Source organism: Coprococcus phoceensis (genome assembly GCF_900104635.1).
Taxonomy (GTDB): Bacteria; Bacillota; Clostridia; order Lachnospirales; family Lachnospiraceae; genus Faecalimonas; species Faecalimonas phoceensis.
The window spans coordinates 2,513,436-2,537,945 of record NZ_FNWC01000007.1 but is presented as its reverse complement, the minus strand read 5'-3'; the positions used below and the strand labels follow the sequence as shown (position 1 = coordinate 2,537,945).

General features: G+C 45.4%; 27 protein-coding genes. 12 read left to right on the top strand and 15 right to left on the bottom strand.

What is annotated here, in order from left to right; genetic code table 11:
- The first annotated feature begins 192 nt into the window (after positions 1–192).
- The 10 genes from BQ5364_RS15635 (at position 193) to BQ5364_RS15590 (ending at position 6,538) form a co-directional block, all read left to right on the top strand.
- Entirely contained in the window at positions 193–891 is a 699-nt protein-coding gene (locus tag BQ5364_RS15635; protein WP_005333481.1) for a response regulator transcription factor, read from the top strand.
- Positions 892–968: 77 nt separating this feature from the next.
- Positions 969–1,895: an ABC transporter ATP-binding protein gene (locus BQ5364_RS15630; RefSeq protein WP_008373911.1), complete on the top strand. Its 927-nt coding sequence runs from the start codon at positions 969–971 to the stop codon at positions 1,893–1,895.
- On the top strand, positions 1,888–2,739 hold the full coding sequence (locus BQ5364_RS15625; protein ID WP_005333484.1) for a DUF2705 family protein: 852 nt from the start codon (positions 1,888–1,890) through the stop codon (positions 2,737–2,739). Before BQ5364_RS15630 ends, BQ5364_RS15625 begins: the two co-directional genes overlap by 8 nt.
- Positions 2,740–3,636, top strand: a complete 897-nt coding sequence (locus BQ5364_RS15620; protein ID WP_005333486.1) for a sensor histidine kinase — start codon at positions 2,740–2,742, stop codon at positions 3,634–3,636.
- Positions 3,637–3,757: 121 nt separating this feature from the next.
- Positions 3,758–4,048 (top strand): hypothetical protein, encoded by a 291-nt coding sequence (locus BQ5364_RS15615; protein ID WP_022415108.1) that lies wholly within the window; start codon positions 3,758–3,760, stop codon positions 4,046–4,048.
- Between the two features lie 3 nt (positions 4,049–4,051).
- On the top strand, positions 4,052–4,384 hold the full coding sequence (locus tag BQ5364_RS15610; RefSeq protein ID WP_005333489.1) for a hypothetical protein: 333 nt from the start codon (positions 4,052–4,054) through the stop codon (positions 4,382–4,384).
- Positions 4,385–4,613: 229 nt separating this feature from the next.
- Positions 4,614–5,048, top strand: coding sequence for a hypothetical protein (locus BQ5364_RS15605; RefSeq protein ID WP_005333491.1), 435 nt, complete (start codon positions 4,614–4,616; stop codon positions 5,046–5,048).
- A gap of 3 nt (positions 5,049–5,051) precedes the next feature.
- Positions 5,052–5,411: a YccF domain-containing protein gene (locus BQ5364_RS15600; protein WP_005333494.1), complete on the top strand. Its 360-nt coding sequence runs from the start codon at positions 5,052–5,054 to the stop codon at positions 5,409–5,411.
- 1 nt (position 5,412) lies between these two features.
- Entirely contained in the window at positions 5,413–6,249 is an 837-nt protein-coding gene (locus BQ5364_RS15595) for an EcsC family protein (RefSeq protein WP_005333496.1), read from the top strand.
- On the top strand, positions 6,206–6,538 hold the full coding sequence (locus tag BQ5364_RS15590) for a DUF5301 domain-containing protein (protein ID WP_005333498.1): 333 nt from the start codon (positions 6,206–6,208) through the stop codon (positions 6,536–6,538). The genes BQ5364_RS15595 and BQ5364_RS15590 overlap by 44 nt, the downstream gene beginning before the upstream one ends.
- A gap of 244 nt (positions 6,539–6,782) precedes the next feature.
- Here the strand turns inward: BQ5364_RS15590 and BQ5364_RS18195 are convergent, their stop codons facing one another.
- The 15 genes from BQ5364_RS18195 to BQ5364_RS15515 all read right to left on the bottom strand — a co-directional run bounded on the left by BQ5364_RS18195 (position 6,783) and on the right by BQ5364_RS15515 (position 22,799).
- On the bottom strand, positions 6,783–7,676 hold the full coding sequence (locus tag BQ5364_RS18195) for an IS3 family transposase (RefSeq protein ID WP_226851847.1): 894 nt from the start codon (positions 7,674–7,676) through the stop codon (positions 6,783–6,785).
- Positions 7,676–8,362, bottom strand: a complete 687-nt coding sequence (locus BQ5364_RS18190) for a helix-turn-helix domain-containing protein (protein WP_021651303.1) — start codon at positions 8,360–8,362, stop codon at positions 7,676–7,678. The genes BQ5364_RS18195 and BQ5364_RS18190 overlap by 1 nt, the downstream gene beginning before the upstream one ends.
- Positions 8,363–8,445: 83 nt before the next feature.
- Complete coding sequence (locus tag BQ5364_RS15575; protein ID WP_005333500.1) at positions 8,446–8,892, bottom strand: hypothetical protein; 447 nt, start codon at positions 8,890–8,892, stop codon at positions 8,446–8,448.
- A gap of 13 nt (positions 8,893–8,905) precedes the next feature.
- A complete protein-coding gene (locus BQ5364_RS15570; protein ID WP_005333502.1) occupies positions 8,906–9,592 on the bottom strand; it encodes a hypothetical protein in 687 nt (228 codons plus the stop codon).
- 20 nt (positions 9,593–9,612) lie between these two features.
- Complete coding sequence (locus BQ5364_RS15565; protein WP_005333504.1) at positions 9,613–10,200, bottom strand: sigma-70 family RNA polymerase sigma factor; 588 nt, start codon at positions 10,198–10,200, stop codon at positions 9,613–9,615.
- A 13-nt stretch (positions 10,201–10,213) separates the two neighbouring features.
- Complete coding sequence (locus tag BQ5364_RS15560) at positions 10,214–10,633, bottom strand: DUF3268 family zinc-finger domain-containing protein (protein WP_005333505.1); 420 nt, start codon at positions 10,631–10,633, stop codon at positions 10,214–10,216.
- Positions 10,634–10,793: 160 nt separating this feature from the next.
- The gene (locus BQ5364_RS15555; protein ID WP_008373818.1) at positions 10,794–11,069 is read right to left on the bottom strand and encodes a hypothetical protein; all 276 of its coding nucleotides are present in this window, start codon (positions 11,067–11,069) and stop codon (positions 10,794–10,796) included.
- A gap of 62 nt (positions 11,070–11,131) precedes the next feature.
- Positions 11,132–11,500, bottom strand: coding sequence for a hypothetical protein (locus tag BQ5364_RS15550; protein WP_136017835.1), 369 nt, complete (start codon positions 11,498–11,500; stop codon positions 11,132–11,134).
- A 61-nt stretch (positions 11,501–11,561) separates the two neighbouring features.
- Entirely contained in the window at positions 11,562–15,194 is a 3,633-nt protein-coding gene (locus tag BQ5364_RS15545; protein WP_023921579.1) for a VaFE repeat-containing surface-anchored protein, read from the bottom strand.
- Positions 15,195–15,250: 56 nt separating this feature from the next.
- Positions 15,251–18,448, bottom strand: a complete 3,198-nt coding sequence (locus BQ5364_RS15540; protein WP_021651850.1) for a TraG/VirB4 family ATPase — start codon at positions 18,446–18,448, stop codon at positions 15,251–15,253.
- A complete protein-coding gene (locus tag BQ5364_RS15535; RefSeq protein WP_023921583.1) occupies positions 18,445–19,065 on the bottom strand; it encodes a DUF5038 domain-containing protein in 621 nt (206 codons plus the stop codon). The genes BQ5364_RS15540 and BQ5364_RS15535 overlap by 4 nt, the downstream gene beginning before the upstream one ends.
- Before the next feature lie 10 nt (positions 19,066–19,075).
- Positions 19,076–20,767, bottom strand: a complete 1,692-nt coding sequence (locus tag BQ5364_RS15530) for a lysozyme family protein (protein ID WP_071144621.1) — start codon at positions 20,765–20,767, stop codon at positions 19,076–19,078.
- 1 nt (position 20,768) lies between these two features.
- Positions 20,769–21,677 carry a hypothetical protein gene (locus tag BQ5364_RS15525; protein WP_005333520.1) on the bottom strand — a complete coding sequence of 303 codons (909 nt, stop codon included), beginning with the start codon at positions 21,675–21,677 and terminating at the stop codon, positions 20,769–20,771.
- Positions 21,678–21,692: 15 nt separating this feature from the next.
- A complete protein-coding gene (locus BQ5364_RS15520) occupies positions 21,693–22,403 on the bottom strand; it encodes a hypothetical protein (RefSeq protein WP_005333522.1) in 711 nt (236 codons plus the stop codon).
- Between the two features lie 18 nt (positions 22,404–22,421).
- On the bottom strand, positions 22,422–22,799 hold the full coding sequence (locus BQ5364_RS15515; RefSeq protein ID WP_005333524.1) for a hypothetical protein: 378 nt from the start codon (positions 22,797–22,799) through the stop codon (positions 22,422–22,424).
- 448 nt (positions 22,800–23,247) lie between these two features.
- Between BQ5364_RS15515 and BQ5364_RS15510 the strand changes: the two genes are divergently transcribed.
- Together BQ5364_RS15510 and BQ5364_RS15505 are read left to right on the top strand one after the other, a co-directional pair.
- On the top strand, positions 23,248–23,559 hold the full coding sequence (locus tag BQ5364_RS15510; RefSeq protein ID WP_179960461.1) for a helix-turn-helix domain-containing protein: 312 nt from the start codon (positions 23,248–23,250) through the stop codon (positions 23,557–23,559).
- A gap of 155 nt (positions 23,560–23,714) precedes the next feature.
- The gene (locus BQ5364_RS15505) at positions 23,715–24,428 is read left to right on the top strand and encodes a hypothetical protein (protein ID WP_005333529.1); all 714 of its coding nucleotides are present in this window, start codon (positions 23,715–23,717) and stop codon (positions 24,426–24,428) included.
- Positions 24,429–24,510 lie beyond the last annotated feature (82 nt).

The following is a 24,510-nucleotide window of genomic DNA, read 5'->3' as shown; positions in this document are numbered from 1 at the left end:
GGTCCAGACTCCCATGACGGGACAGCACAAAAACTTAAATACAAGATTATATTAACACAAGATATAGCATATGTCAAAAGAATTAGAACTATATATAGCATATGTAGACGAGGTGGAAGGATAATATCAAAAGAATTTTGGACATAGTTATAAAAGTGCAATATAATATTGTTTAAATCGGAAAATGGAAGGATGAGAAAAATGGAGCAGAAAAACAGAATTCTGATTGTAGAAGACGATACGGATATCAATAATCTTTTATATACGGCATTACAGAAAGCAGGGTATGAGACGGTACAGGCTTTTTCCGGGACGGAAGCGAGGATGCTGTTCCAGATGGATAAGGCGGGCTTTTCTTTGATTCTATTGGATCTGATGCTTCCGGGAATTTCAGGAGAAGAGGTGCTTGCCCAGATTCGGAAACAGGGCAATACGCCGGTTATTGTCCTGACAGCCAAAGACGGATTGGATGAAAAAATCGGGCTTCTTACCAGTGGGGCAGATGATTACATTACAAAACCGTTTGAGATACAGGAGGTGCTTGCCCGGATTCAGGTTCAGCTCCGCCATATGCAGCAGGAGCCGGAACATAAAAGCGTGTCATATAAAAACCTGGAACTGGACCGTGAGCGCTTTGAAGTCCGGATTGCCGGAGTGCTGCTTCCCAAAATTACAAAGCAGGAATTTGCAATTCTGGAGCTTTTACTGGAGCATCCGAAACAGGTCTTCAGCAAAGAAGAGATTTTTGAATATGCGTGGGATGAACACTATATGGGAGAGACAAAGACACTGGATGTACATATCAGCAATATCCGGAAAAAGATAAAAGCAGTAACGCAGGAGGAATATATTGATACCGTATGGGGAATCGGCTACCGTCTGCATTCTTAATCTTTACTCTTTTTTTACTATTTATTTGCGTTTGATTAGGATTTATCCGATATGATAACAGCAGATAAGAAAAGGAGATGAAAGCATTGAGTGAATTGTTATTAAGTACAAATGGATTGACGAAGCAGTATGGTCATCATAAGGCAGTGGATAAAGTAAACCTTCACATAAAAAAGGGTGCTATCTATGGATTTATCGGACGGAACGGTGCGGGAAAGACGACTTGCCTGAAGATGATCAGTGGACTTGCAAGACCGACAGCCGGAGAGATTGAGATGTTCGGGTGTAAAGGAAAAGAACTGGAGAGGATTCGTTCTCGTGTGGGGTGTCTGATTGAAGCACCGGGGCTGTATGGCAACATGAATGCATATACAAACCTGAAAATAAAATGTGAATTGTTTGGTATTCGGAAAAAGGGATACATCGAAGATATCTTAGAGACGGTCGGACTGGAAGGTGTCGGAAAGAAAAAAACGAAACATTTTTCCCTTGGAATGAAGCAGCGTCTCGGAATCGGGCTGGCACTGGTCGGGGAGCCGGATCTCCTGGTCCTTGATGAACCGATCAATGGGCTTGATCCCCAGGGAATTGCAGAGGTGCGTGATACCATACAGAGACTGCGAGATGAACGGAATATGACGATTTTGATATCCAGTCATATTTTAGAGGAATTATCTAAGATTGCAACGGATTATGGAATTATCCATAATGGAAGTCTTCTGCAGGAGCTGACAAGCGAAGAACTGATGAAACGCTGCAGTGAACGGATTGAAATAGAGTTAATCCATCCGGAGCAGGCAGTCCCGATTCTGGACAGAATGGGATTTACCAACTATCAGGTTACAGATAAGAGCCATATCCATATATTTGAACGATTGAATGAAAGCGCCAATGTCAATATGGAACTGGCAAAAGCAGGAATTTTGGTCAATGGAATTTCCATTACCAGTGAAGAACTGGAAACCTATTTCTTGAATCTGACAGGAGGGAATCAAAATGCTTAATATGATAAAAATGGATCTGTACCGGATGGTCCGGACAAAAAGTATGTATGTGGTATGGATTGTGATGGCGGCAGCTATATTCTTCTCCACATCCATGTCGAAACTGGATATTGATACGATGAACAAGGAAGCGGAACAACAGCAGACAGAAAACATTGCAGAAACAGTGAAACCAGAAACCATCAATATGGGAATGTCCGTATTCCTGCCGACACAGCCGGGAGAAAAAGTAACGGTCTTTGATCAGGTATATGCAAACCTGCAGGCGAAGTTTGTGGCGTTGTTTCTGGTGATTTTTACAGTGCTGTTTTCCAGTGCAGATATAGGAAGCGGTTATATTAAAAATATCGGCGGGCAGGTAAGGAGCCGGAGAAACCTGATCTTTTCCAAAGCTTCCGTGTTGTTTGTGTATACGACTGTTACCATGCTGCTTTATTTCATCATTCAGATTATTGCACAGCAGATGTACTTCGGATATCTGGAGTGGGGGAATGGAAGCGAGTTGCTGAGATACTTTGGTATTCAGATTTTGCTTCATTATGCACTGGTACTAATCAGTATGGCGATTGCGGTGGTTTTGAACAGCAACGTGTTCAGCATGACGATTGTTATCTGCCTGTGCATGAATACCATGATTGTCTTATACGGAGTGATCAATCATTTGATCCAGAAGGCAGGTGTGGAGAATTTCCAGATTTTGAAATATACAGTGACAGGAAAGATTGCACTTTTATCCATGTCACCGACCAATAAGGAATGCCTGACGGCAGTTGTGATTGCGGCGGCGTTCGGAATCGTGGTTACATTACTGACAGCATGGGTATTCAGAAAGAGAGATATCTAAATGATAAAACTAGGGTTCGTGCTATTGATAGCAGTGATACTGGTACAAGGAATGTTATTTTGGAAATACCAGCGGCAGGTGAAAGACATCTGCCGCCAGTTGTCGTTTCTGATGAAGCACGACAGCAACATGCTGATTACCAGAGAAATGGATTTTGGAGGCATTGGTGAGTTGGCAGATGTTTTAAACGAATGGCTGGAACTGAAGCGAAGGGAAAAGAAGGAATACTTGAAGAAAGAGGAGATGATTTCGGATACATATACAAATCTCTCACATGATATCCGTACTCCTTTGACATCCCTTGACGGATATTTTCAGTTAATGGAAACCTGTGAAGACCAGGAAGAGCAGAGACGGTATATGAAGATCATACAGGAGAGAATCGGCAGCCTGAAAGAAATGCTGGAAGAATTATTTACTTTTACAAAACTTAAAAACGATTCTTTTCATCTGGAAATGTCATCCTGCTGTATCAACAAGATTTTGAAAGATACCATATTTTCCTACTACGATGAATGGACGGGCAGAGGAATTGAACCGGAGATACAGATTACAGATAAACTGCTGTTTATGAACGGAAATGAACAGGGAATCCAGAGAATTTTTCAGAATATCATAAAAAACGGACTGGATCACGGGGAGAAGAAAATCAGTATTTCACTGGAAGAAGTTGAAAACAACATCCGGATACAGATAAAAAATCAAGTATGTCATGTGGAAAAAATAAATGTAGATCAGGTGTTTGAACGGTTTTATAAAGCGGATGAAGCACGCAGTAAGACTTCCAGCGGTCTCGGCTTATCAATTGCGAAAGAGCTGGTACTTCGTATGGATGGGAAAATCAGCGCCCGGATAGAAGGGAATGAGTTCTGTGTGGAGATTGTGTTTCCAAAATAAAAGGAAAAATTTATATTAAAGCAAGTGAAAATGGGGAATGACTTTATATAGGTTTCATGGTAGAATTACAGTAGAAAGAGAAGAGTCACTCAGTCATTTGTTGTATGAAAGGATGAGTATAATGTATAAAGTAGAACTTAAATTTGATACAAGCAAGCTCGCTCCGGAAACGGTAAATCAGATGTGTGAACAGGCAGATCAGATTTTTGAGCAGGAGGATTTAAGCTGTGCAGTCAAAGCCCTTGGAAGCAGGATTTATCTTGACCGGGGACGCAAGCAGGACTATGGAAGATTCTGGGCAGCAATCTTTCAGTTGAAAAACTCCGTAGGAATTGCAGAGAATTTGTTAGAGTGTTTCTGGTATAACGGAACAGAAAAGGAGAACCTGATTACAGACTTTATAAGGAACTAACAGATGGACAGCTTACAGAGGAAAGGCATCAATTTTGACCTGAATACACAAGCACTAAAGGAATATTATCCGAAAGGTGACTGGCATAATGCATATGCGGATGTAAGGGACTTTTTTGAAGCAAACGGATTTGAGCATATTCAGGGATCGGGATATCATTCGGTGGAAGCAATGTCAGAAGCAAAAGCCATGGCAGTTATTTATCAGATGACAAAAGAATTTCCATGGCTCAATTATTGTGTGAATGTGTGTACCATATCAGATGTACCGGAACTGTTTGATATCTCGCATGTATTTGCCAGAGAAGCGGAACGGTTGGAAAAGAAAAATGCATGATTTGACAAATTATTTCCAATATGTTATATTCATCTCAAGCAAAAAAGGGAGTAGCTGAACGCCTTGAAAGAGGTGGTTTTGTAACCGACAACCGGTATCGAGAGATACCCGTAGCAAATGAGATAGCAAGACTTTTATTGTGGCAGAGGTCATGATAGGAGTCTTTTTTTATTATGAAATATAGAAAATCTGCCGCAATAGTCTGCTAAAAAGAAAGAGAGGATAAACGATGAGTAACGAAATGATGAAACGGGAAATGCAGGAAGCAGTACAGGCAGGGGAGCGGGCGCTTCAGAGCCTTTACGCAGCAAGGGATAAGTTGGGAAGTGCGAGAAACTGGGGCATTTTTGATATGCTTGGAGGAGGCTTTATCAGTGACTTTGTGAAGCATTCTAAAATGAATGACGCAGCTGCGTTGATGGAACAGGCGAAAAGCGATATTCAGCGTTTTCAGAGAGAATTAAGAGATGTGCAGGTTTCCTTGGATCTGCGCATGGAAATCGGCAGCTTCCTTTCCTTTGCGGATTTCTTTCTGGACGGGCTGGTGGCAGATTATATGGTGCAGAGCAAGATTGCAGATGCAAGAGAACAGGTGGATGATGCCATCAACCGGATAGAAAAGATACTTGCTGATGTGAAAAATCGGATGAATGGGGAGGTGTAGCATATGGGATGCCTGGGAAATGTGTTGTGGTTTGTGTTTGGCGGCGCAGTCAGTGGGCTGAGCTGGTGTCTGGCAGGTTGTCTCTGGTGTATTACCGTTGTGGGGATTCCGGTGGGGATGCAGTGTTTTAAATTTGCGGCGCTTAGTTTTTTCCCCTTTGGAAAAGAGGTGCAGTATGGTGGCGGAGCTGGTTCGTTCCTTTTGAATATCATCTGGCTGATTGTATCCGGTCTGCCTCTTGCACTGGAGCATCTGGCGTTGGGTACAGCTTTATGTGTGACGATTATCGGAATCCCGTTTGGTTTACAGCAGTTTAAACTGGCGAAACTGGCATTGATGCCGTTTGGTGCGGAGGTGTATTAAGATGCGATTATTTGATAAAAGGACACCGCTTCAGAAGGAGTGGGAAAAGCTGGAAGTACAGGAGCAGAGATTCCTTCAGAAGCGTTCAGAGAAAAGGGAGAGCATTCTGAATCAGAAACTGGAGGAAAAGATACCGCCGAAACTTCAGAAAACATTGGATACCGCTTTTGCGAAGGCATTTGCTCTGATTTTCGAGAAAGGAACCGGGGTTATTGAAAAGACGTATCAGCGGACAAAACTGGAGCAGGATTATCAGGTGCGGCAGTATATGGCGGATGTAAAGCAGAATTCCAAATCCCTCCGCTCTTTTTCTAAAAAGGCAAGAGATACGGGAACAAAGAATTTACTGCTATCCGGTGTGTCTGGAATCGGGATGGGCGTATTGGGAATCGGTCTGCCGGATATTCCGGTATTTACAGGGATGATTTTAAAGAATATTTATGAGACTGCTCTGCAGTATGGATACAGCTATGAAAGCAGGGAAGAAAAATATTTTATCTTATTATTGATCCGGGGAGCAGTATCCTATGGGGATACACTTTGTGAGATTGACGGGAAAGTAAATGAATTTATCAGAAACGGAATACTGCCGGAAGAGTATCAGGATAAGGAGCAGATCGAACAAACGGCGGGAGCTTTGTCAAAAGAGCTTCTGTATATGAAGTTCTTACAGGGAATTCCGGTGGTTGGTGCTGTAGGCGGAGCTTATGATGCAGTCTACATGAAACGGATCACAGAGTATGCAGAGCTGAAATACCGGCACAGGTATCTGGCGGGGCGGAAAAAGGCAGAGAATGGACAATTATGTAAAAGGTGTAAAAGTTATAGAGATATATGATGCCGCAAATAAGGAATTGCTGGTAAAGTATGATGATAAGCATAATATAGACAAGGTTATTTCTGCTTTAAATATAAAATCATGGAAAGAGACAGAAAAAAGCATAGGTATGAACCCTAAATATACCATAAAATTTTATTGCGATACTACGAACCAAGATGAAGAAAAAGATATAAAAGAAATTACCCTTTATGAAAATGGGGAATATGCTACGATTTTTATTACTTCTCCTGGCGGAGTAAAACAAAACTATAAAACGAGCATTGATATTTCTGAATTGGTTATCTAATAATATTTGTGTAATGAGAATGAAAATCTAATTCTTTCAAGTTTAACTAAGACATTCCCGGAGCAAATGCTCATGGCATTGAAGCGGATACAAACACTATTGTTTGATAGAAATAAGAGAGGTTATTTATAATAAAATGAGCCGCCAGAACTGTAGGGGTGATGCAGTGGTATGCTCCCCGTCAAGAGGACAATAAAAAATAATAAATTTTTGTATCGTCAGCCATGCTATGGCTGGCGATATTTTATGCTGCTTTTGTATATTGCTCATGATATTTCATTGGTGTCATTACATGCAGTTTCCTTTGAAGTCGTTGGTTGTTGTAGTAATCTATGTAATTAGCTATCGCAGTAATCAAAGAGCTTCTGTCATTAAAACGCTGTTTATAATACATTTCTCGTTTTAGAATTCCCCAAAACCCTTCCATTGGTCCATTGTCAATACAGTGGGCAACTCTAGACATACTCTGCTTCATATGATGTTTTTTTAATCTAGTATAAAACTGTGCGCTTGTATATTGAAAGCCTCGATCAGAATGAACTAATGGGTGTGCATCTGGCTCCTGACGAACAGCCTCATCAAACGTGTCCATAACTAATGGATTATCATTATGATCGCTGATTTTAAAGGAAACAATCCTTCTATCATATAAATCTAAAATAGCACTCAGATAAACTTTATGAACTTCTATTCCGTTGTAGTATTTAAATTCAGAAACATCTGTAAGCCACTTTTCATTCGGTTTTTCGGCGTGAAATTCACGGTGTAAATAGTTTTTTGCTATGTGATCAGGATTTCTGTCTCCTCTGGTACAACTCTTAGGTTTCCATTTAATATTTGATTTTATATCGTATTTCCTACAAATACGAAGTACTCGTTTATCATTCACATGAATTCCTTTATGTCCATCTAATTCATCACGAATCCTTCGGTATCCCATATCTGGATGCTGGTGATGAATCCTTTGGATTTCAGTGGATAGTCTTTCGTTTCGAAGTTCATTATTACTTTTCGGATATTTTCCCCAGCGGTAATACGCAGAACGTGTAACATTAAGATATTTACAAAGTCTATCTATGGGATAATGCTTAGTAGACGATAGTTTTTGGATGGCTTCATATTCGGCTAACCGATGGATTAAAGATAGCGACCCCTCCTTTCCAGTTCTCTGACTTTTTTTAACAGATCATTCTCCATTTGTAAGTCTAGATTTCTTCTTTCCAGTTCAGCTATCTTGTCACGTAGCTCTTCTTCAGGTGTTCTGCTTGGAAGAGAAGCTATACGACGTCCACGTCTGTCTTCCAGACCCGCTTGACCCATCTTTTCGTATCGTATTACCCAATTGCGAACTTGTTGATAGGAACAATCATATTTGAGTGCCATTGCACCATAATTCTTATCATTTGCAAGACAATCTGTTACTATTTTTAATCTCTCATCAAGTGTAGTGTTCTTTGCCTTTTTCATGTAAGCACCTCCAGTGGATGTTTTTAATATTCCACCAGAATTATACACCTTAATCCAATCGGAAAGCTGTCTGTGTGAACGAATTCCGTATTTTGTGCAAATATCCTGAAGAGATCCTTCTCCGTTAAGATAATCATTTATAGCAGATATTTTTAAATCTTTTGAATAAGATTTGTTTTTCGGTTGATTGAGTAATCCAGTTGGTCCATCATACTGATAAATAGAAATCCAATTTCGAATACTATGACGGTCAACTCCCAATTCTTTTCCTGCTTGCTGTATGCCAATTTCTCCTGCAAGGTAGCGTTCGACTATTTTTACTTTTTCTACTGGTTCTATCTTACTCTTTCTGAACATGAAAATACCCCCATATAGGACTTTTATATTTCATTGTCCTATATGAGGGTAGCATACCACAGTACGGGCGGCTCATTTTCTATCTAAACGGATGTATCCGGAAGTTCCGGCAGTTGATCGGTGAGTTCTTCATATCCGAGAATATCTCCGGCACATGGCATCGATTGCCCTGTTCCCTGCTGTGGTTTCCGGAAGTACAGCCGATACCGATGTCCCTCTAGGAGTTTGATATTCTTTTCCAGTGAGAAGGCGTATTCCTTTCCGTTATCACTGGCAAACCAATATTGCTGGTTTTTCCCGAAGAGTGTCTGTTCCCGTTTCGTGCAGCTTACGTCCAGTGACAGATAAGCATGTGTATGGATCAGGTGGTAGAAACTGAGTGCACGCAAGATGCTGCAGATTCCGATGAGGAGGCTCATGAGGATAAAGAGCCGGTCATGGGTGGCGATCCCGAAGATGCACCCAAAAAGTACACAGAAAAAGCCGATTGCACTGATGGCAACCAGCTTTGTGAAAAATGGTTTTGGCATAAGGTTCCTTCCTTTAACATGTATGAAATGTGATTTGTTTATTCAGGTACAAATTAGCAATAGCCTGCAGCACTGGATACTGGGTATGGTGAATCTGGACATCATCCACAAGTGTTTGGTAAGTTGTCTCCGGTTCTGTGTATAACTCATCCATAATATCCGATTCGTTGTGGATTACTTTTTCCTGCTCCATACTTGTGACAAGCTCAGCGGTCGTGAGGGATACCTTATCAGCCAGCTTCAGAATGGTATCTTCCATCGGTGAAGAGGGTTTCTTCTTTAAATATCTGCCAAACTCTTTTGCACCAATAGTTCCTTCCAGATAAAGCTGAACGCAGCCAAAGAGCCGGATGGGAAAGGTATCCTTCAAGGGAATAATGGTCAGACTGCCGAGAAGGCGATATAAGGCATCCACCCCTGTCAGTCCAATTCCGCTTACAACCAGACCGCGTAAGGAAAGTCGGTTCAGATAGTGTTGGAAGGATAAGCCTTTCGGACCTTCTTTCTGTATCTGGCGCAGGGTATAGGCATCCTGGAGTTCATGGAGCGTCAGAATCTGGAAGGCAAGACAGCTCCAGAGCAGCAGCTCGTCATCCGATAGTCCATATTCTTGTCCATCGTTGATTACAAGAGGAATGGATTTTCCGCCTGTCGTTTTTTGAAATTTTAAGGTTCCGACAGCAGTATAAAGTGTCAGCATAAAAGTTCCCTCCTTCAAGGTTAAGTCAGAAGTGCATAGAGTGCATCATCCTGCTGTAATAGTTTCCGTGCTTTGCTCTGCCATGCCCGTACACGATTGGCTGGTACTTGGTAGTGTTTTGCCAAGTCAAAGCTGGTATATCCCTGCTGTTGCAGATAGAGGGCTACAATTCCCTTCTGAATAGTTGAGGACTGTCCGGTGCCAAGCTGGGTTAAATGCTCAAGAAGCAAGGTCTGGTTTGTGTCCTTTTCCGGGTGAGTTGTTTGTGTATCCTCGTAGGAAAACAAATCACGATAATGGAGATGTTCATCTTCAGATGATGCTTCGTCCAGAGAACAGAGCATGGAGCGGTCACGGGCAATTTTCCGCCAGTAGTCAAAGATGGCATGACGGATGATAGTTTTGGCATAAGGCTGGAATGATCTTCCTTCCTCAAATCCGACAGCCGACCGGCACAAAGCCAGATATCCAATCTGACATAATTCCTGTTGTTCTTCCTCAGTTACATAGGCAGCGGTGCGGGTCATGGAACGAATCATGATCGGAACCAGATCCATGGATTTTTCCACCAGTTGTTTTTGCTTTTTATTTAGTGGTAAGGTCATCATCAATCACCGCCTTTCAGCTGGCTGCCCGGAGGCGGAAGGGAATATGGTTGTTCTTTAAAACATCTGCGGATTCCCGAATGAGCTGGTCGCACATATAGTTGCTGAACTGTCCGATGTGAGCCTGCTTATCTGTCAGACAGAACTTATCTGCCACCCAGCGATATGCTTCCGGTTTGGAAAGGATGCCCTGTTGCCAGATCTGATCGAAAATTCGATGTGCCTGAATCCGCTTTTGACGAAGCTCCCGGTTGGCGAGCGTTCCTTTTGGTATCTTGGTTCCCGGATGTACCCCGACATAGGAATTGCAGGATGGATAGTGGGAGCAGACATAAACCTGTCCGCCATGAGAATGCGTTCCATATACAAAGGATGCATCTCTTAATATTGCTGTTCCGCCGCAGTAAGGGCAGCGGATGATTTTTGGTTTCTTCATCTGTTTTCACCTCGCTTGTACATACACGATACGTAACGTGTACGTGAATAACCAGTACGTACTGTATACTTATATTGTAAGTAAGCAGGTGATGAATTCCCATAGGACGCAAGCGGATACTGATCCCAGATTCGGACTAAATGGCACGAATCCCCATTTTTCAGATGCCGGGATAGAAAATTGCTCGGATGAGCGGGAATAAGCCGCTGTCTGTGAAACGTGGATAATTAACCGGTGTAAAGATGAACTTCTCACAGAAAATCCGTAGCAGGAATAAGCTGATCAGTACCAGACAGAGCAGGTAAGTGTTCCTGCGCCTTCTGGTCCATGGCTTTTTCGGACGGAATTTCACATACAGGACAAAAATCATGGGAATAAATATCAGGTTCGTAAAGACCTGATCGATACATTGGATGATTGAAATTACGTTTAACATAGGCAGTGCCTCCTTTCTTTACATATCCTGTACGTATAAGAGCCTGAAAGTGCAACTTTTTGTTACCAGTCATATTGCTGGTTCTCCTGAAGCCGGAGCAGTGCCGGAATGGGACATGGCTTTAAAGGCAGCTTCTGAGCGGCCAGATAGGGCAGATAAAGCTCTGTAAAAGCAGCAATGCTCATGCTTCCGGTACATTCGGTTGGCTCCGGTATCCGGGGAAACAAAAGCGCTGCATCTGAAAGAGGGAGGATGCAGGGGCTTCCCGTTTCATCCGGATGGAATAAAAAGCCAGAGTTCTCACAGCTTTCCTGTGCGTTACAAGTGCGGCACCAGACGTAGATACAGGAGTGCCAGTTCCCTTCACAGAGGTTCAGAAAATGACGGATGTGCTTGGCATCTGTCTTGCAGTGGGGGTGTTTCATATTCATCACCTACTAAAGAAGCAGGCAGTTCCATGTGGGAGCTGCCTGCAGGAGTCTTCGTTATGAGTTACTGATGTTTCTTTTTGCGTTTGAAGTAAACGATGCCCAGGACACTTGCACCTGCAAGTGCAGCTATGGCGATTCCGGCATACAGGAGAAGCGGCGTCTCATCGCCGGTCTTTACAGGCGGAGCTACCGGAGGCGTCTCCGGTTCTTTCGGAAGCTCCGTCATGTGTACGGTCTGACCTTCATCCTTCAGATCCTCATGGGAAGCAATCTCATGCTCGGTTTTTCCGTCTGTATAGTAGAGCTTTTCAAAGACAACCACATCCTGTCCGGCAAGAGCAGAAGCGTCGAAGGTAAAGGTAACTTCCACAGAGCCGCCAGCTTTTTCTGCTTTAAATTCTGCCTGAGCGGTAACTGGTTTTCCGTCTTTTAACAAAGCCTCTCCGGTTTCCTTATTCATCAGGGTTCCGATGACTTTGTACTCAGATCCAGGCATCAGACCATGATAAGTGACCGTATCTACGATAGTCGCTTCCTTGGAAGCAGAGACATCCTGATCCCCGTCACTGCCGTCTTTGGCTGTGGTTTTGATTTCCGGGAAGTAGATGGTCTGGTTGGCATCTTTGATGTCCGCATGTACCGCTACTTCGTGATCTTCAAAAGTCATTGTTTCAAATGCCACGAGCGTTTTTCCGGAAAGTGCAGAGGCATCAAAGGTAAAGGAAAGCTCTACGCTGCCGTTAGCTTCTTCCGGAGTGAAACTTGTTTCTGCAGTCACAGCTTTGCCATCCACATCGAAAGGTTTTTCGGTTTCCGCATCCATGAGTGTTCCTGTCAGCTTGTACTCTTTGCCTGGGATCAGGTTTTTGTATTCCACAAGGTCTGTAAGCGTCAGTTCTTTTTCCGGTTTTGCATAGTGTGTGCCGGAAGCAGCATCTGTTGCAGTGGTTTTGATTTCCGGGAAGTAAATAGTCTGTCCTTCATCCGCAATGTCTGTGTGTACGGCAACTTCCTTGTCTTTGTAAGCCAGGGATTCAAAGACAACTACTGTTTTCCCTTTTAAGGAGCTGGCATCAAAGGTAAAGGTAACATCTACCGTACCAGCGGATTCTTTTGGCTTGAAGGATGCTTTTGCTGTCACCGGTTTTCCGTCTGCTTCGACTGGTTTCTTTGTTTCTTTATCTATCAGAGTTCCAGTCACTTCATATTTCTGGTTAGGAACCAGCCCCTTAAAGGAAACCGTATCCACCAGCGTGATTTCTTCCTTTGCACAGGAAATATTGGAGTTCGTGTCCGCATCTTTCGCAGTAGTCTTGATTTCCGGGAAATAGATGGTCTGGTCTTCATCGTTGATGTCGGTATGGACTGCAAGCTGCATCTCATCCTGATATAATTCCTCGAAGACAACGGTTGTTTTTCCCTTTAAGGAAGTTGCATCAAAGGTAAAGGTTACTTTGACGGAGCCGGAGGATTTCTTTGCAGTAAATTCAGTTTCAGAAATCACCGGTTTTTCATCCACAAGGATTGGTTCCCCGGTTTTTTTATCCATTAAGGTTCCAGTCAGTTTGTATTTCTGGCCCTTTTTCAGTCCTTCGTATTCCACAACGTCTTCAATGGTCACTTCTTTTGCCGGCTGGCTCATGTGTGTACCGGTCTCGGCATCCAGAGCAGTCGTGCCGATCTCAATGGCATCATCGGTCAGAGTTCCAACCTGTATCAGAACAGAATCCTTATAAACCTTGACTTCAAAGGTTAAAAGATCCATGCCTTTGTTGGAATCACAACGCTGTTCCGCCAGAGTGTAAGTATCGTAAATGAGAGCGCCTTTGGAATCATCCGGTTTGGAGGTGCCGAACCAGATGCCGTCTTCCGAAGACTCACCCCGGTTGGTATTTGCGGTATGTTTGTTCCATTTGGAGGAAGTGCTGGCATAACCGTTGGCATCTGTCACAATCACATGGCTTTCGCCTGTTGTTTTGGAAGTGATCTTAAATGGCACATTTGCCAGACGGTTCTGGCTGCCGTCAGCAATCTTGACAAATTCCAGATCCCCGCGGATGACCTGATTGGAGATGGAATTGTCTTTTGCAGTCAGTTCCACGATTTTTCCCTGTTCTGTGATGTCAAATTCTACAGAGATCTTTCCGCTGTTCAGATAACCGGAAGGTGCAGTTGTTTCATCCACACGGTAATGTCCGAATGGGAGAGCATCTTTTGCAGTTGCAGCAGAACCGGATTTATCGGCAGTAAGTGTAAGGACAACCTGATCTTTCGTGTAGGATGTTCCGTCTACTAATACCGGATTTTCATTTAACGTAGTGATCGCAAAGACAGTACCTTCCAAAGTGGCAGAACCCTGCGGTTTTGCTTCTCCGGTCTCGCTGTCACGTTTCTGGATCTTCACTCCGCCACGGATGACAGATTCTTCTATGGTAGAAGACTGGTATACCGAAACCATTTCCTGCTTACCGTCACCTGTAATTTTCTGTACGAAGACAGTTGGATTGAGCTGGTATCCGGCAGGGGCTTTGCTTTCCTGTACCGTTATGGTACCGAGCGGAAGACAGACGGTCTTGCCATCACTGGTATAGTAAAAGGCATCGCCGCTTACAAAGGAATCTTTGGTAAAATGCATCTTTCCGGAAACATCTGTTTTTAATACCCAGGTACGTGCCGGTTTCTTTCCAGCTTCCGCAGGATCACTGTCAGACTGCTCGGTATAGAACTTGACTGTAAATTCTGCGTTTGCAAGGGAAGCTGCTCCCTGTGGGGAGGCTTTCTTTGTTTCGGCATCCAGCTTTTCAAGCACCAGATTCATGGGATTATTCTGCGGAATATCTGTTACGTTTGCAGCAGAAGTCTGTTCTGCTTTTACGGTGACTTTGTGAGCTTTGGTGTCTACAATGTAGCCTTTGGAAGCAGAGAGCTCTTTTATGGTATAATCGCCTTCCTCCAGTTCGCCGGATCTGGCATACCCGTTTTCATCAGTGGTCAGTTTCTGGATGAGCTTCTCACCCTGATAGATCCCATACACAGCACCCTTTAAGCTGTAATTCGGATTCCCGTCCGATACGCTTCCGTTGGCAGAAGATTTTTTCAGTTCGATCCAGCCGTTTGGAACCTGATACCAGCTTCCGGCAATGGTCTGGCTGCCCTGTCCCGGAACGATGAATGCCCGGAAGCCTTCCGGCGGGTTCGGAAGTCCCTGAATGGCACTGGCTACTTCCAGTGCTTTATCAATATAGGACTGCGGGGCGCCATGGAAAGCTCCGGTGTCAGCGGAATTACCGGCATAGATGTAAGCGACAACCAGATGTCCGATGACATAGCTGTTATCATCACTCCAGCCACTGAAATATTTATCCTTGACGACTTTATCGTAGCCGTAACCGCCGTTTAAGTAGTAGAGCGCTTTTCTGAGCGGGGAGTTCTGGCTTAAAAGGTCATAGGAATAGGAACCAGAGGAAGGTGTTTTCTTCAGTGGTTCCACGCAGTAGGCAGTATTGCTCCCGTCAAAGCTCATGCGGGAGGTAAAATAGCTGCCGTAAGGGATATTGGCACCTGCCTTATAGCTGATGGTGCCGTCGGCTGCATGAACCGGAAAACTGCCGGAAAACAATGCGCCGACTGCGACAAGGACTGCCAGCAGCATAGCCAGCGTCCGTCTGGTATAGGATTTGTATGTCTGTAACATAAGTCTCCTCCTTCTTGAAGTTCAAATGAAAAGGGCAGCGTCAGTGCTGCCAAAAGTTACACAGCCTGTTTCTTCTGTTTCGCAAGGATTTCCAGAAGCTCCTGCCGATCTGTGGTAATCAGCTCCTTTTCCAGATTGGAAGCCTTAAATTCCACAGTGATGTTATTGTTGTTGGTTGAGATCAGACCGTTGCCCCGCTGGAAATGGGTGATGTTCATTACTTCTGTTTCCGATAGATGCAGGATAGTCTTCACCCGCTGTGCCTCTTCATCCTCCATGTTCAGGATAATCTTGGTCTTGCAGTTATTGATGATACCCTTGCCGTACTTCCCGTCATCCAGAGCAAAGAAGTCGTTTAAATCCTGTGTGGCAAAGATGCCGGCTCCGGAGTAAGCACGGATGATCTTGGCAATCTCCAGTACGAATTCCGCTGCAAGCCGGTTGCTGGATGCACCGATGAGCTGCCAGACCTCATCGACAAAGATGGCTTTCTCTTCGGTACGGTTTTCCTTCGCTTTATCCCAGACATAATCCAGGGCAACGAACATGCCGACCGTTAAAAGATCGCTGGAACCGGTCAGTTCGGAGATATCCAGTACCGTATATTTATTGGTCAGGTCCACATTGGTCTGCTGGTTAAAGGAAGAAGCAGAACCGTGAACCAGGCGGTTCAGGATATGAGCCAGACGTTTGGTATCCTCGCTTTCCAGCAGGACATTGTAGACATCCTCCAGAATGGGCATCTTTTTGTACTGCTCCGGATGCTGCGGATCTGTCAGGGATTCATTTTTATGTGTAATCCCTTTTCTGGCATAGGTTTTGATTAGGGCTTCATCCAGAAGCTGCTTCTCCTCATGGGACATATCCGGGATCAGCAGACTGAAGAAGATGTGAAGCCTTTGGATCTTGCCTGCCAGTGCGGAGGCATCCAGTGTCGGTCCGTCCAGCAGTTCATTTACAGAATTGTCTACCTTCCGGATTTCCATGATGTTGATACAGTTCTTACTGGCAGGAGAGATCTGGATAAATTCTCCGCCGACATTCCTTGCAGCCCGGTAAAATTCGTGTCCCTTTAGCGGAGCGATGATGAACACCTGGATGCCTTTTCTTCGCATCCTTAGTGCCATGGTCTGCATGGTGAAGGTCTTTCCTGCTCCCGAACAGCCTAAGATACAGATGTTGCTGTTCTTGTACTGCCTGGAATCAAAGATATCCGCAATGACCAGGGAATTGTTATGCTTGTTTACCCCAAAGAGGATTCCGTTATCATCGCAGATACTGTAGCTGACGAAGGGATAGCAGCTTGCCGCCCCGGAAGTCAGTACGTTCCGCTTGGACAGCTTAAAAAGCTTCTTGTCCAGATTTGCCAGCGGCAGAGAGGATAAAAATCCCTGCTCCTGTAAAAAGTAGCAGGAGTGTAAGTTCATATCCTGCGAGATCAGGAGCTTTTTCATTTCCTGAATCCGCCACTGCAGTTCTTCCAACGTGGAAGCAGTAATGGTGATGAGAAGATTCATGTAATAGAAATCTTCGTTGTTGGCAAGTCCCTGCTTCAGAAAATATCCGGAGCGGATGGCAGAATCCAGATCGTCATAATCAGTGTTGGTATCGGACGCATCCTTTAATTTGGAACGGTTGATACGGATCTGCTGACCGAGACGCTGCTGAATCTTGTCCTTTGGCTGTTTCTGGAGAAAGAAATCAATATCAATCCCTTCCCCGGCATTGACAAGGAGTGACAGCCATCCGGGAGTTACCCGGTTTTTGTAGCCGTCAGACGGCACAAGCAGGTAGGAATGGTAAAGCCCATTGATCTGCACATAATGGGAGTGCTTGAAATCCACACTTTCCGGTGCGAGAAACTCGTTGATCCGGATGTGATCCAGTTCCTCCATGCGATTTTCCTTTGTATAGGCGGACAGTACAGTGCTGATCCGGTTCGAAAGCGGAACCTCCGTACAAAGGGTACGGTTTAAAAGGGTGTAGAGAACATCCGTAGTAAATTCATCCTCATTGTCATGGGAGACCACTTCATTCCCGCACTGGTATAGAAAGGTTTTGGCGGTCTGGGAGGCTGTCTCAAGAGCAGCAAGGATTTCCCGTTCCTCTTCCTTTCGGTTTGCGTTGAATGGTTCATATTCAAAGATCAGAAAGAACCGTCTGGATACTGCTTCTCTGGAACTTAAGTTCTGGACAAACTGGATGTAGTCACGCTGCAGTTCCTGACAGTGGGGATCGGTTTCCCGCTCCAGCTCCAGCTGGGACTGCTCCAGATGCTTATTGATGTCTGCTTTTTTGGAGATCATCTTGATCTGGAGTTTGACAGGGCTGATCTTTAAGTAACTGATAAAGCTGTAGATAATGCCCTGCTGTTCCCTGGCACTTCGAAGCAGAAAGTTGATTGGTTCAATCTCCAGGATCTTCACGTACCGTCCGTCTGTGGTATAGACGATTCCGTTTGCGATTTTTTCCACCGGAAGATAATCCTCCAAGGTCTGGTCTTTCTTTCGCTTTTTCCGGGAAACGGGTTTTGACGTGGCAGATGAGGTGTCCTCCTTGGAAACCACCTTTTTTTTCTGCTCTTTTTTTGCAGCCCGCTTTTCGGAAACTGCCCGTTTTTCTTCCTCCTTTCGTCTCCGGGCTTCCGTTTTTTTCTGTATTTTTATCTGTTTCGCCGCCTCTTTTTTCTGTCGGCTGGCTTCTTTCTGCTCCCACTTCAGATAACGGATATCTTCCTTTGCCTGTTTTTTGATGCCCCGCTTGGTGGAGGTATCAAACTGCCGGTGTTCTTTTTTTTTACTTTTTGGCGGAGCTGGTGCGTCCGGTTCAGACTGTGGGGGAGCCGATGCCATTACTTTGGAAGGCTCTGCCATTTTTTCTGCTTTCCGGTGTTCCTTTGTCTTTGGCTCTTTGAAACGTGGTTTCCTGCGTGGCTTTCCTTCCGGAAGACTGTCGGACCTCCAGATTACCCTGCGGTTCACTACAAAACGCAGGGCATTCATCAAAAAGGCAGTGATGCTCTCCCCGCCGATTCCAATCAGGGCTACCATTGCCGCTGGAAGTGCGGTCATGCAGAGAATGATGATGCGGGCAGTCAGGGACAGCGGCAGGTGGAAAACAGGGATACCGATTGCCAGGGAAAGAACAATGCTTTCTATGGCATTGCGGATGTCAAAAGTTCCGTTTAGGATCTTGCCTTTCTCAATGAAGTTGGAAGGGATAAAGGAAACCGGTGTTTCTTCTGGCTGTGTCATGGCTGCACCTCCTTTTTCGTATCTTTCGCATCTTCGGAAGGCACAGAGGCACTGCCGGATTCTGTGTCCGGAGCTTCCGGGCTGTCAGAAGTATCCGGATACCCGCCTTCCTGCAGGTGTTCAATGTCCTGCGAAGTCAGGGACGGCAGGGAATCATCGGTTTGCTTTTCGTAAACAGTCGTATCTGCAGAGACCTGTACCCCGTCTTCTCCAAATAAAAACACACCCGTCGGGGTGTGATAGGTAACCGGAAGCGTATCCTGATCGGAAAGTGAAAACATCAGGCAGACGGTTGTTTCGGTAGGGTAGCTGGTTTTTTCCGGCAGGAAGGTGATGCTTGTCTGTTCTTTTTTGACATACTCTTTTAGGTAGACAGGAAACTGCCCTTTGAGAGAAGCAATCTGGCTGTCGGAGAAAAATGCTTTTAAAGCATCAAAATCCAGATATTCCGGCATGGGGGTATCAGAATTTGTTTCTGTTGTTTCCTTTGCCGGTTCCCTGCCTTTGTTTCCGGAAGCTTCTTTTTTCTGGCTTTTCCAGAAACTGGGGAGAACCAGTCCGGCAAGCAGCAGAAACAGCATCAGAAAAATGGAAAGAATCACTTTTGTTCTGTTCATAATGGCTCCTTTATTTTTTGTCGAAGATCCAGTAGGCATTTGCCGTAGCATGGATTTCCGACATTATATCAAATTCACGGTTAATATAGTTCTTTGCGTCACTGTCATTGGGATCATTGACCAGTACCTTGCCGTTTGCCGTAACACCTCGGAGTACGATGAAGTGTCCGCCGCTGGTGAAAAGTCCTGCCCGCTGAGAGGAGATGACCGGACAGCCTTCGGAGAGTGCCTGAAGTACCGTATTGGCATTGCTGGTCTGTGTGACGCTGCCACAGCCGAAATGACTGGCTGCAGCCTGAAAGTAGCTCCAGTAGGTTCCAACTCCCGGCTTGTAATAGGAATTCCCGCACCATGCCACCGCATCCGGAGGGGTAATGGTATTCCCGGTCAGGTAGCTGGCGATCATGGCAAAGCTGGTAGGCCCGCAGCCGGAAGATGCGATGGAGCCGCCGCCATAAGGAATGTTCCCGTAATCGGTCTGGAGATAGTGCGGAATCTGCATTCCGTTTGCCGGATAGCTTCCGCCGGTATTGGTAATCTGATAATACCGGAGAACATGCTCCACATATTCCTTGTCCCCATACCGGTCATAATGCCAGTTCGGACGGGCACACATCATATCCGAATAAGCAATGGCGTTTTCTTTGGTATAACCGCCGTCACGTTCCATTGCCCAGTCGATATAGCCGGAGCCGTAATTGTAACCCTGAAGCGCCAGCTTGATGCGGTCCAGGTCGGTAGGTCCGGTACATCCTGCTTTATCCAGTGCATACTTTAATTCCTGAATCCCACATTCGATGGAATAAGCAGGATCGGTGATGCCGTTGGGGACATGGGGGTATTTCTTATTAAAGCCGCCTTCTGCCGCCTGCATGGGATCGCTTCCACGCCCGCCGCTTTCCTGCATCATGACTGCCATGAGGAGTTCCACATAAGCTTCCATGCCGTATTTCTGTGCGACCTGCTGGATGGTAGCCCGGTAAGCCAGCACCTCATCGCTGACACCTACCGCCATGGCAAGACCGGAAGCGGAGCCGCCAAAGAACATGGTCAGGTTTTCCACATAACTGTCTGCCGTTTTTTTCTGCTTATCGGTCAGATGAAAGACGTGATCTGCAAAGTAGGCATCTCCGGCATAGCTGACCGTGTAGGTATGGCGGGTAAAAGTAACCTTTCTGGGTGGTGCATTTTCCTCTTCCGCCGGAACTTCCACCGTGGCCGTTTCTGAAGTAACGTCATAAGAAAAAAGCCCGTCCTCGTTTTCCCGGATCAGGCTTTTGAGTTTGCTGATATTTATATTTTTATAGTCATCCTGGCTGGCACAAAACTGTGCGATGAGCTGGTTCGCATTTACGATGATACTGGAAGCGTAAGGATCGCTGATAGAGGCAGTATCTCCTTCCGGGAGTCTGGCAATTTCCGCATTGATCTTAGCAAGCAGTGCATCATGGCTTTCCTGAAGCACCTCCACGATTGCCTGATTGGAAGCCCGGATATTTTCACTGATTACCGTGTTGCTGGTCAGTGCTCCGGTATTTTCAGAGAGGTCTCCGAAGACGAGTCCCGGAAGCATGACAAGGAACAGAATGGGAAGCATCAGTACACCGCCGACGGCTGCTCCAGTTTTCGCAAGGGTGCGCCTGTGCCGGAATACTGTACCGATGACAGCAAGAGGACTGCCCATCAAGGCTGTTTTTGGCATGTTACATACGCTCCTTTCGCTGTGGGGCTGGCGGCAGTTTCTGGACAATGGATTCATTGTAGGCTACTTTGCCGCTGCCGGAAGTATATGGTGTTTTTTCGACCGTATCCTGTGCATACTGCTTGTACCAGGTGGAACCATCCACGGACTGTACCGTAGAGTAGGAGCCCTGAGTAGGAGCTGCATACTGGTCGGCATGGTACAGGGCAAAATCCCGGTTTCCGGAGCTTCCGGTTTCGGTACCGGTGATCCTTCCGCCACCGATTTCTACATTATCATAGGAAGAACCGCCGCCCGGATTGATGCCCATATAGGAAGTAAAGGCTTTCTGTGCGTCTGCTCCCTTGATGGAACCTACCTGACCGTAATTTCCCTGTGCAATGTTGCTGATGACCTGATTGGCAAAGTCTCCGCCTTTGTTCAGGGATGACTGGTAGAGCATGTTTCCGATACTGCTGTGTTCGGTATAACCGGTTGCGGAATTGACCGCTTCTCTTTGTACCTGTCTTCCCACTGCCCCGGCAAGCCCGCCGGATAGGAAGCTTCCTGCGACAGCCGCACTTCCGGGAGAAGAGGCTTTGTGGTAGCCGCCACCACCATGGGAACGCATGGAACCGGTCAGGCTCCGTCCTGCAATCAGAAGTTCAGCCATCATGTTTCCTCCGGTATTGCCGACATTGATGCCAAGCGATGCCAGAAAAGAATCAATTTTCTGGGATACCTTTAAAAAGGCAATGGCACACAGGAACCAGACGAAGACATTTCCGGTTACCGCTTCCTTTCCCTGACTGGCAACTGCCGCTTCCACGTCTGCTTCCGTAAGCTCCGCTGCAAAGACCGGCATGGAGCAAAACAGTACCAGACAGGCAGTTAGTACCAGGAATGGTATGAGTTTCTTTCTAAGTTTCATTTTGGTCCTCCTTTCTTATAGGGATAACGGATTGGCAAGGAAGGTGCCGACCATAGAAGTAAACAGCCGCAGGCACCACGCATTCATCAGAAGCAAAAAGAACTGGCCGCCAAGCATCCGGCACCAGCTTTTGAAGATATTTCCGGTTGACTGGCTGGCACCCATGGAAAAAGCTGCCGGGGCTGTGTAGACCAGTACCCCCAGAAGAATATAGCGTTCTGCCGCTTCAAAGAGCAGTTTGATGTAGTTCCACGCCAGAATCAGTACCAGAATCAGTGCAATGATGGCTACCGCCCCATTTGCACAGACTCCCAGGATGACTGTGACTACGGAGTTAAAATCCGCAAATTTTAAAGGCGGCAGGTCTTCCGTCAGAATCCAGTTGTACGGTGTTCCTGAAATCTTCAGGAGCAGATCCACAATATCTTTCGCATAGAAGGTGAGAAAGATAAAGAGGAAGGAACGGATGGACAGCTTAATGGGATCTTCCGCTTCGATACCGGCTCCCATAAAGTAATTTTTAAAGAGCTGCCATACCCAGTTTAAGAGGATCAGCCCGATGCCCAGTGCCAGAAAGACCTGATACATGGTCTCGGCAGCAGGAAAGTAGCGAAGAAACGTATCCATGGAACAGCCCAGAGCACCGAGGACTGAAGTGGTGATCAGATCCAGAATGTTCATGACCTGTTCGGCAATCCATTCCACGATTCCGTCAAGTATTCCCATAGTGGCATCTCCTTTCGTCTATCCGTTCCATTTTCCGCCTGCAAAGAACGGGGTGATGTAAGCCATGATAAAGCCAAGCCCGTTTAAGATCGCCCAGGTAATGACGATACGCTTGAGCCATGCACGTGATTCGTCCACGGTTTTTCCGCTTTTGGAAAAATTCATCATCAGAAGGGCAACCGATGCCGTTACGACTGCAGCAATGGTGGAAATGAGGATAATCTGGTTATAGACATCCTTCATGATCTCATTGGCTTTGGTCCAGATGGTAGCGGCAAAAACCGGCTGTGTGTATCCGCAGAGGACTGTGACAGCCAGAAATGCAGCATACAGGCATCTGCCATAATTGACATGCCGTTTTGTGTCCGGCGGAGCGTTTTTCAGTTTGTGTTTCACGTAAAAGTACCTCCTTTTTATAAGAGCGGCAGGAGAATTACCTCCCCTGCCTTTGCTTATGGTTTTCCTGCCTCAAGAAAGGACGCAGCCCGGTCAATGCAGGCTGCGTCCTAAATCAAAGTATGAAATTGTAAAGATCCTCCTATCTTACAGAAAAAACGCAGCTTATTTGCCGCAGGAGAGGCTTCCCATACGGCAGTGCTGCGTTTCGTTCTGCATATAATTTTGACAATATCAATTTTAACATGGGTAAATTACCGCTACAATCGCAGGACTGTGCCAGTTACAGACGATGGAGTGCCAAAAATGTGACCAACGCTAAAAGCGTTATAAATGCAATCCTTATGGATACTGTAAGCGTGATTTGCAACCAATTATACTGGATTTACATGACTAATGCTTTAAGCGTTAGTGAATACTGGAAGGAGGAGGTGTGCGTGTGAAAGGAATGGGAAAGGCAATCCGCAGGTACAGGGAAGAGGCAGGAATTACGCAGGAGAGACTGGCTGAACTGGTGGATATCAGTACCAACCATCTGGGTGCGATTGAGCGGGAAGTGAAAACACCTACGATGGAAACATTTGTAAAGCTGTTGAATGTATTAGGTGCGGAACCGAATGAAGTGCTGAAGGAAGTGATTCCTCTTACCAGAATGGAACATACTTCTGTAGTGGAAGGAAAGCTGGAAAGGCTCACACCGAAGAAGCAGGAAAGCGTGCTTCGGATGCTGGATGTGATAATTGAAGAGATGATGAAATAGAAGCTGTCTGCGAAATTGCCGCAGGCAGTTTTTTTGAAAGCTGTATATGCAATAAAACACATAAAAATATGCGATTTATGATGAAAGTGATTGCAAGATTTGATATAGTAATCCTAAAAGCATTATAAAACTAATTCTTAAAGGATGACTATAATATGAAAAAGGGATATGTGGGATTATTGGCATGTGCGTCAGGAATTCTGATCGGACTGGGAATCAGCCGGCTGGATCTGACAGGTTATCTTGAAAAAACACAGGAGCAGGAATATCACCCGGTAGAAAGAAAGGTGCCTGAATCAGTAGAAAGCAAGCTGAAAGATCCAAAACAGTGCTGGCTGTGTGGAAGCGATGAACGGAGTATGATGGATTATTTCCGGAAGTTTGACGATCTGGGAGTGATCTGTACCAATCACTGGTATGTGATGGATATGCATATCCGGAATCATGATGAGGACGGGAATCTTACCGGCCCGCAGGGAAACGGGCATATGGGTTATACCGGGACAGGAGAAGGCGGCTGCTTTTTCCATACGGAGCAGATGTCGGATTACGGGATTTCCGAAGTATCGGTGGATTACGGGGAAGATAGTATCTTCGATGTGAAAAAAGTACAGAACCATCTGTGTCAGGAATGCCTGGATAAGCTGGTGGAAAGCATGGAGGTATTCTGTGAGGAAACGCAAAAACCCAAGCCCCGTGATCTGGTACTGGTGGATTTTCAGACATTGGAGCTGTACGCCATTCAGGAGCATAATGCGGGATACTTTATCCGGGATTATTATGTGGAAATTGAGTCGGAGGAAGATGGGGTGGAAGTAAAGGCATTTTACTGCCCGAAGCTTAATAACGGGAAAAAGGATGGAGAATAAATTGAGGTTTGCATTGGTGAGGAGTATAATGTAAGTACGTGTTATGTATTGGAAAAACTTGAATTTAGCAGAAAGAAGGATT

Coding starts and splice junctions, on each gene's coding strand:
- BQ5364_RS15635 (WP_005333481.1), top strand. CDS start 193: ATGAGAAAAATGGAGCAGAAAAACAGAATTCTGATTGTAGAAGACGAT.
- BQ5364_RS15630 (WP_008373911.1), top strand. CDS start 969: ATGAAAGCATTGAGTGAATTGTTATTAAGTACAAATGGATTGACGAAG.
- BQ5364_RS15625 (WP_005333484.1), top strand. CDS start 1,888: ATGCTTAATATGATAAAAATGGATCTGTACCGGATGGTCCGGACAAAA.
- BQ5364_RS15620 (WP_005333486.1), top strand. CDS start 2,740: ATGATAAAACTAGGGTTCGTGCTATTGATAGCAGTGATACTGGTACAA.
- BQ5364_RS15615 (WP_022415108.1), top strand. CDS start 3,758: ATGTATAAAGTAGAACTTAAATTTGATACAAGCAAGCTCGCTCCGGAA.
- BQ5364_RS15610 (WP_005333489.1), top strand. CDS start 4,052: ATGGACAGCTTACAGAGGAAAGGCATCAATTTTGACCTGAATACACAA.
- BQ5364_RS15605 (WP_005333491.1), top strand. CDS start 4,614: ATGAGTAACGAAATGATGAAACGGGAAATGCAGGAAGCAGTACAGGCA.
- BQ5364_RS15600 (WP_005333494.1), top strand. CDS start 5,052: ATGGGATGCCTGGGAAATGTGTTGTGGTTTGTGTTTGGCGGCGCAGTC.
- BQ5364_RS15595 (WP_005333496.1), top strand. CDS start 5,413: ATGCGATTATTTGATAAAAGGACACCGCTTCAGAAGGAGTGGGAAAAG.
- BQ5364_RS15590 (WP_005333498.1), top strand. CDS start 6,206: ATGGACAATTATGTAAAAGGTGTAAAAGTTATAGAGATATATGATGCC.
- BQ5364_RS18190 (WP_021651303.1), bottom strand. CDS start 8,362: ATGTTCAGAAAGAGTAAGATAGAACCAGTAGAAAAAGTAAAAATAGTC.
- BQ5364_RS15575 (WP_005333500.1), bottom strand. CDS start 8,892: ATGCCAAAACCATTTTTCACAAAGCTGGTTGCCATCAGTGCAATCGGC.
- BQ5364_RS15570 (WP_005333502.1), bottom strand. CDS start 9,592: ATGCTGACACTTTATACTGCTGTCGGAACCTTAAAATTTCAAAAAACG.
- BQ5364_RS15565 (WP_005333504.1), bottom strand. CDS start 10,200: ATGATGACCTTACCACTAAATAAAAAGCAAAAACAACTGGTGGAAAAA.
- BQ5364_RS15560 (WP_005333505.1), bottom strand. CDS start 10,633: ATGAAGAAACCAAAAATCATCCGCTGCCCTTACTGCGGCGGAACAGCA.
- BQ5364_RS15555 (WP_008373818.1), bottom strand. CDS start 11,069: ATGTTAAACGTAATTTCAATCATCCAATGTATCGATCAGGTCTTTACG.
- BQ5364_RS15550 (WP_136017835.1), bottom strand. CDS start 11,500: ATGAATATGAAACACCCCCACTGCAAGACAGATGCCAAGCACATCCGT.
- BQ5364_RS15545 (WP_023921579.1), bottom strand. CDS start 15,194: ATGTTACAGACATACAAATCCTATACCAGACGGACGCTGGCTATGCTG.
- BQ5364_RS15540 (WP_021651850.1), bottom strand. CDS start 18,448: ATGACACAGCCAGAAGAAACACCGGTTTCCTTTATCCCTTCCAACTTC.
- BQ5364_RS15535 (WP_023921583.1), bottom strand. CDS start 19,065: ATGAACAGAACAAAAGTGATTCTTTCCATTTTTCTGATGCTGTTTCTG.
- BQ5364_RS15530 (WP_071144621.1), bottom strand. CDS start 20,767: ATGCCAAAAACAGCCTTGATGGGCAGTCCTCTTGCTGTCATCGGTACA.
- BQ5364_RS15525 (WP_005333520.1), bottom strand. CDS start 21,677: ATGAAACTTAGAAAGAAACTCATACCATTCCTGGTACTAACTGCCTGT.
- BQ5364_RS15520 (WP_005333522.1), bottom strand. CDS start 22,403: ATGGGAATACTTGACGGAATCGTGGAATGGATTGCCGAACAGGTCATG.
- BQ5364_RS15510 (WP_179960461.1), top strand. CDS start 23,248: ATGGGAAAGGCAATCCGCAGGTACAGGGAAGAGGCAGGAATTACGCAG.
- BQ5364_RS15505 (WP_005333529.1), top strand. CDS start 23,715: ATGAAAAAGGGATATGTGGGATTATTGGCATGTGCGTCAGGAATTCTG.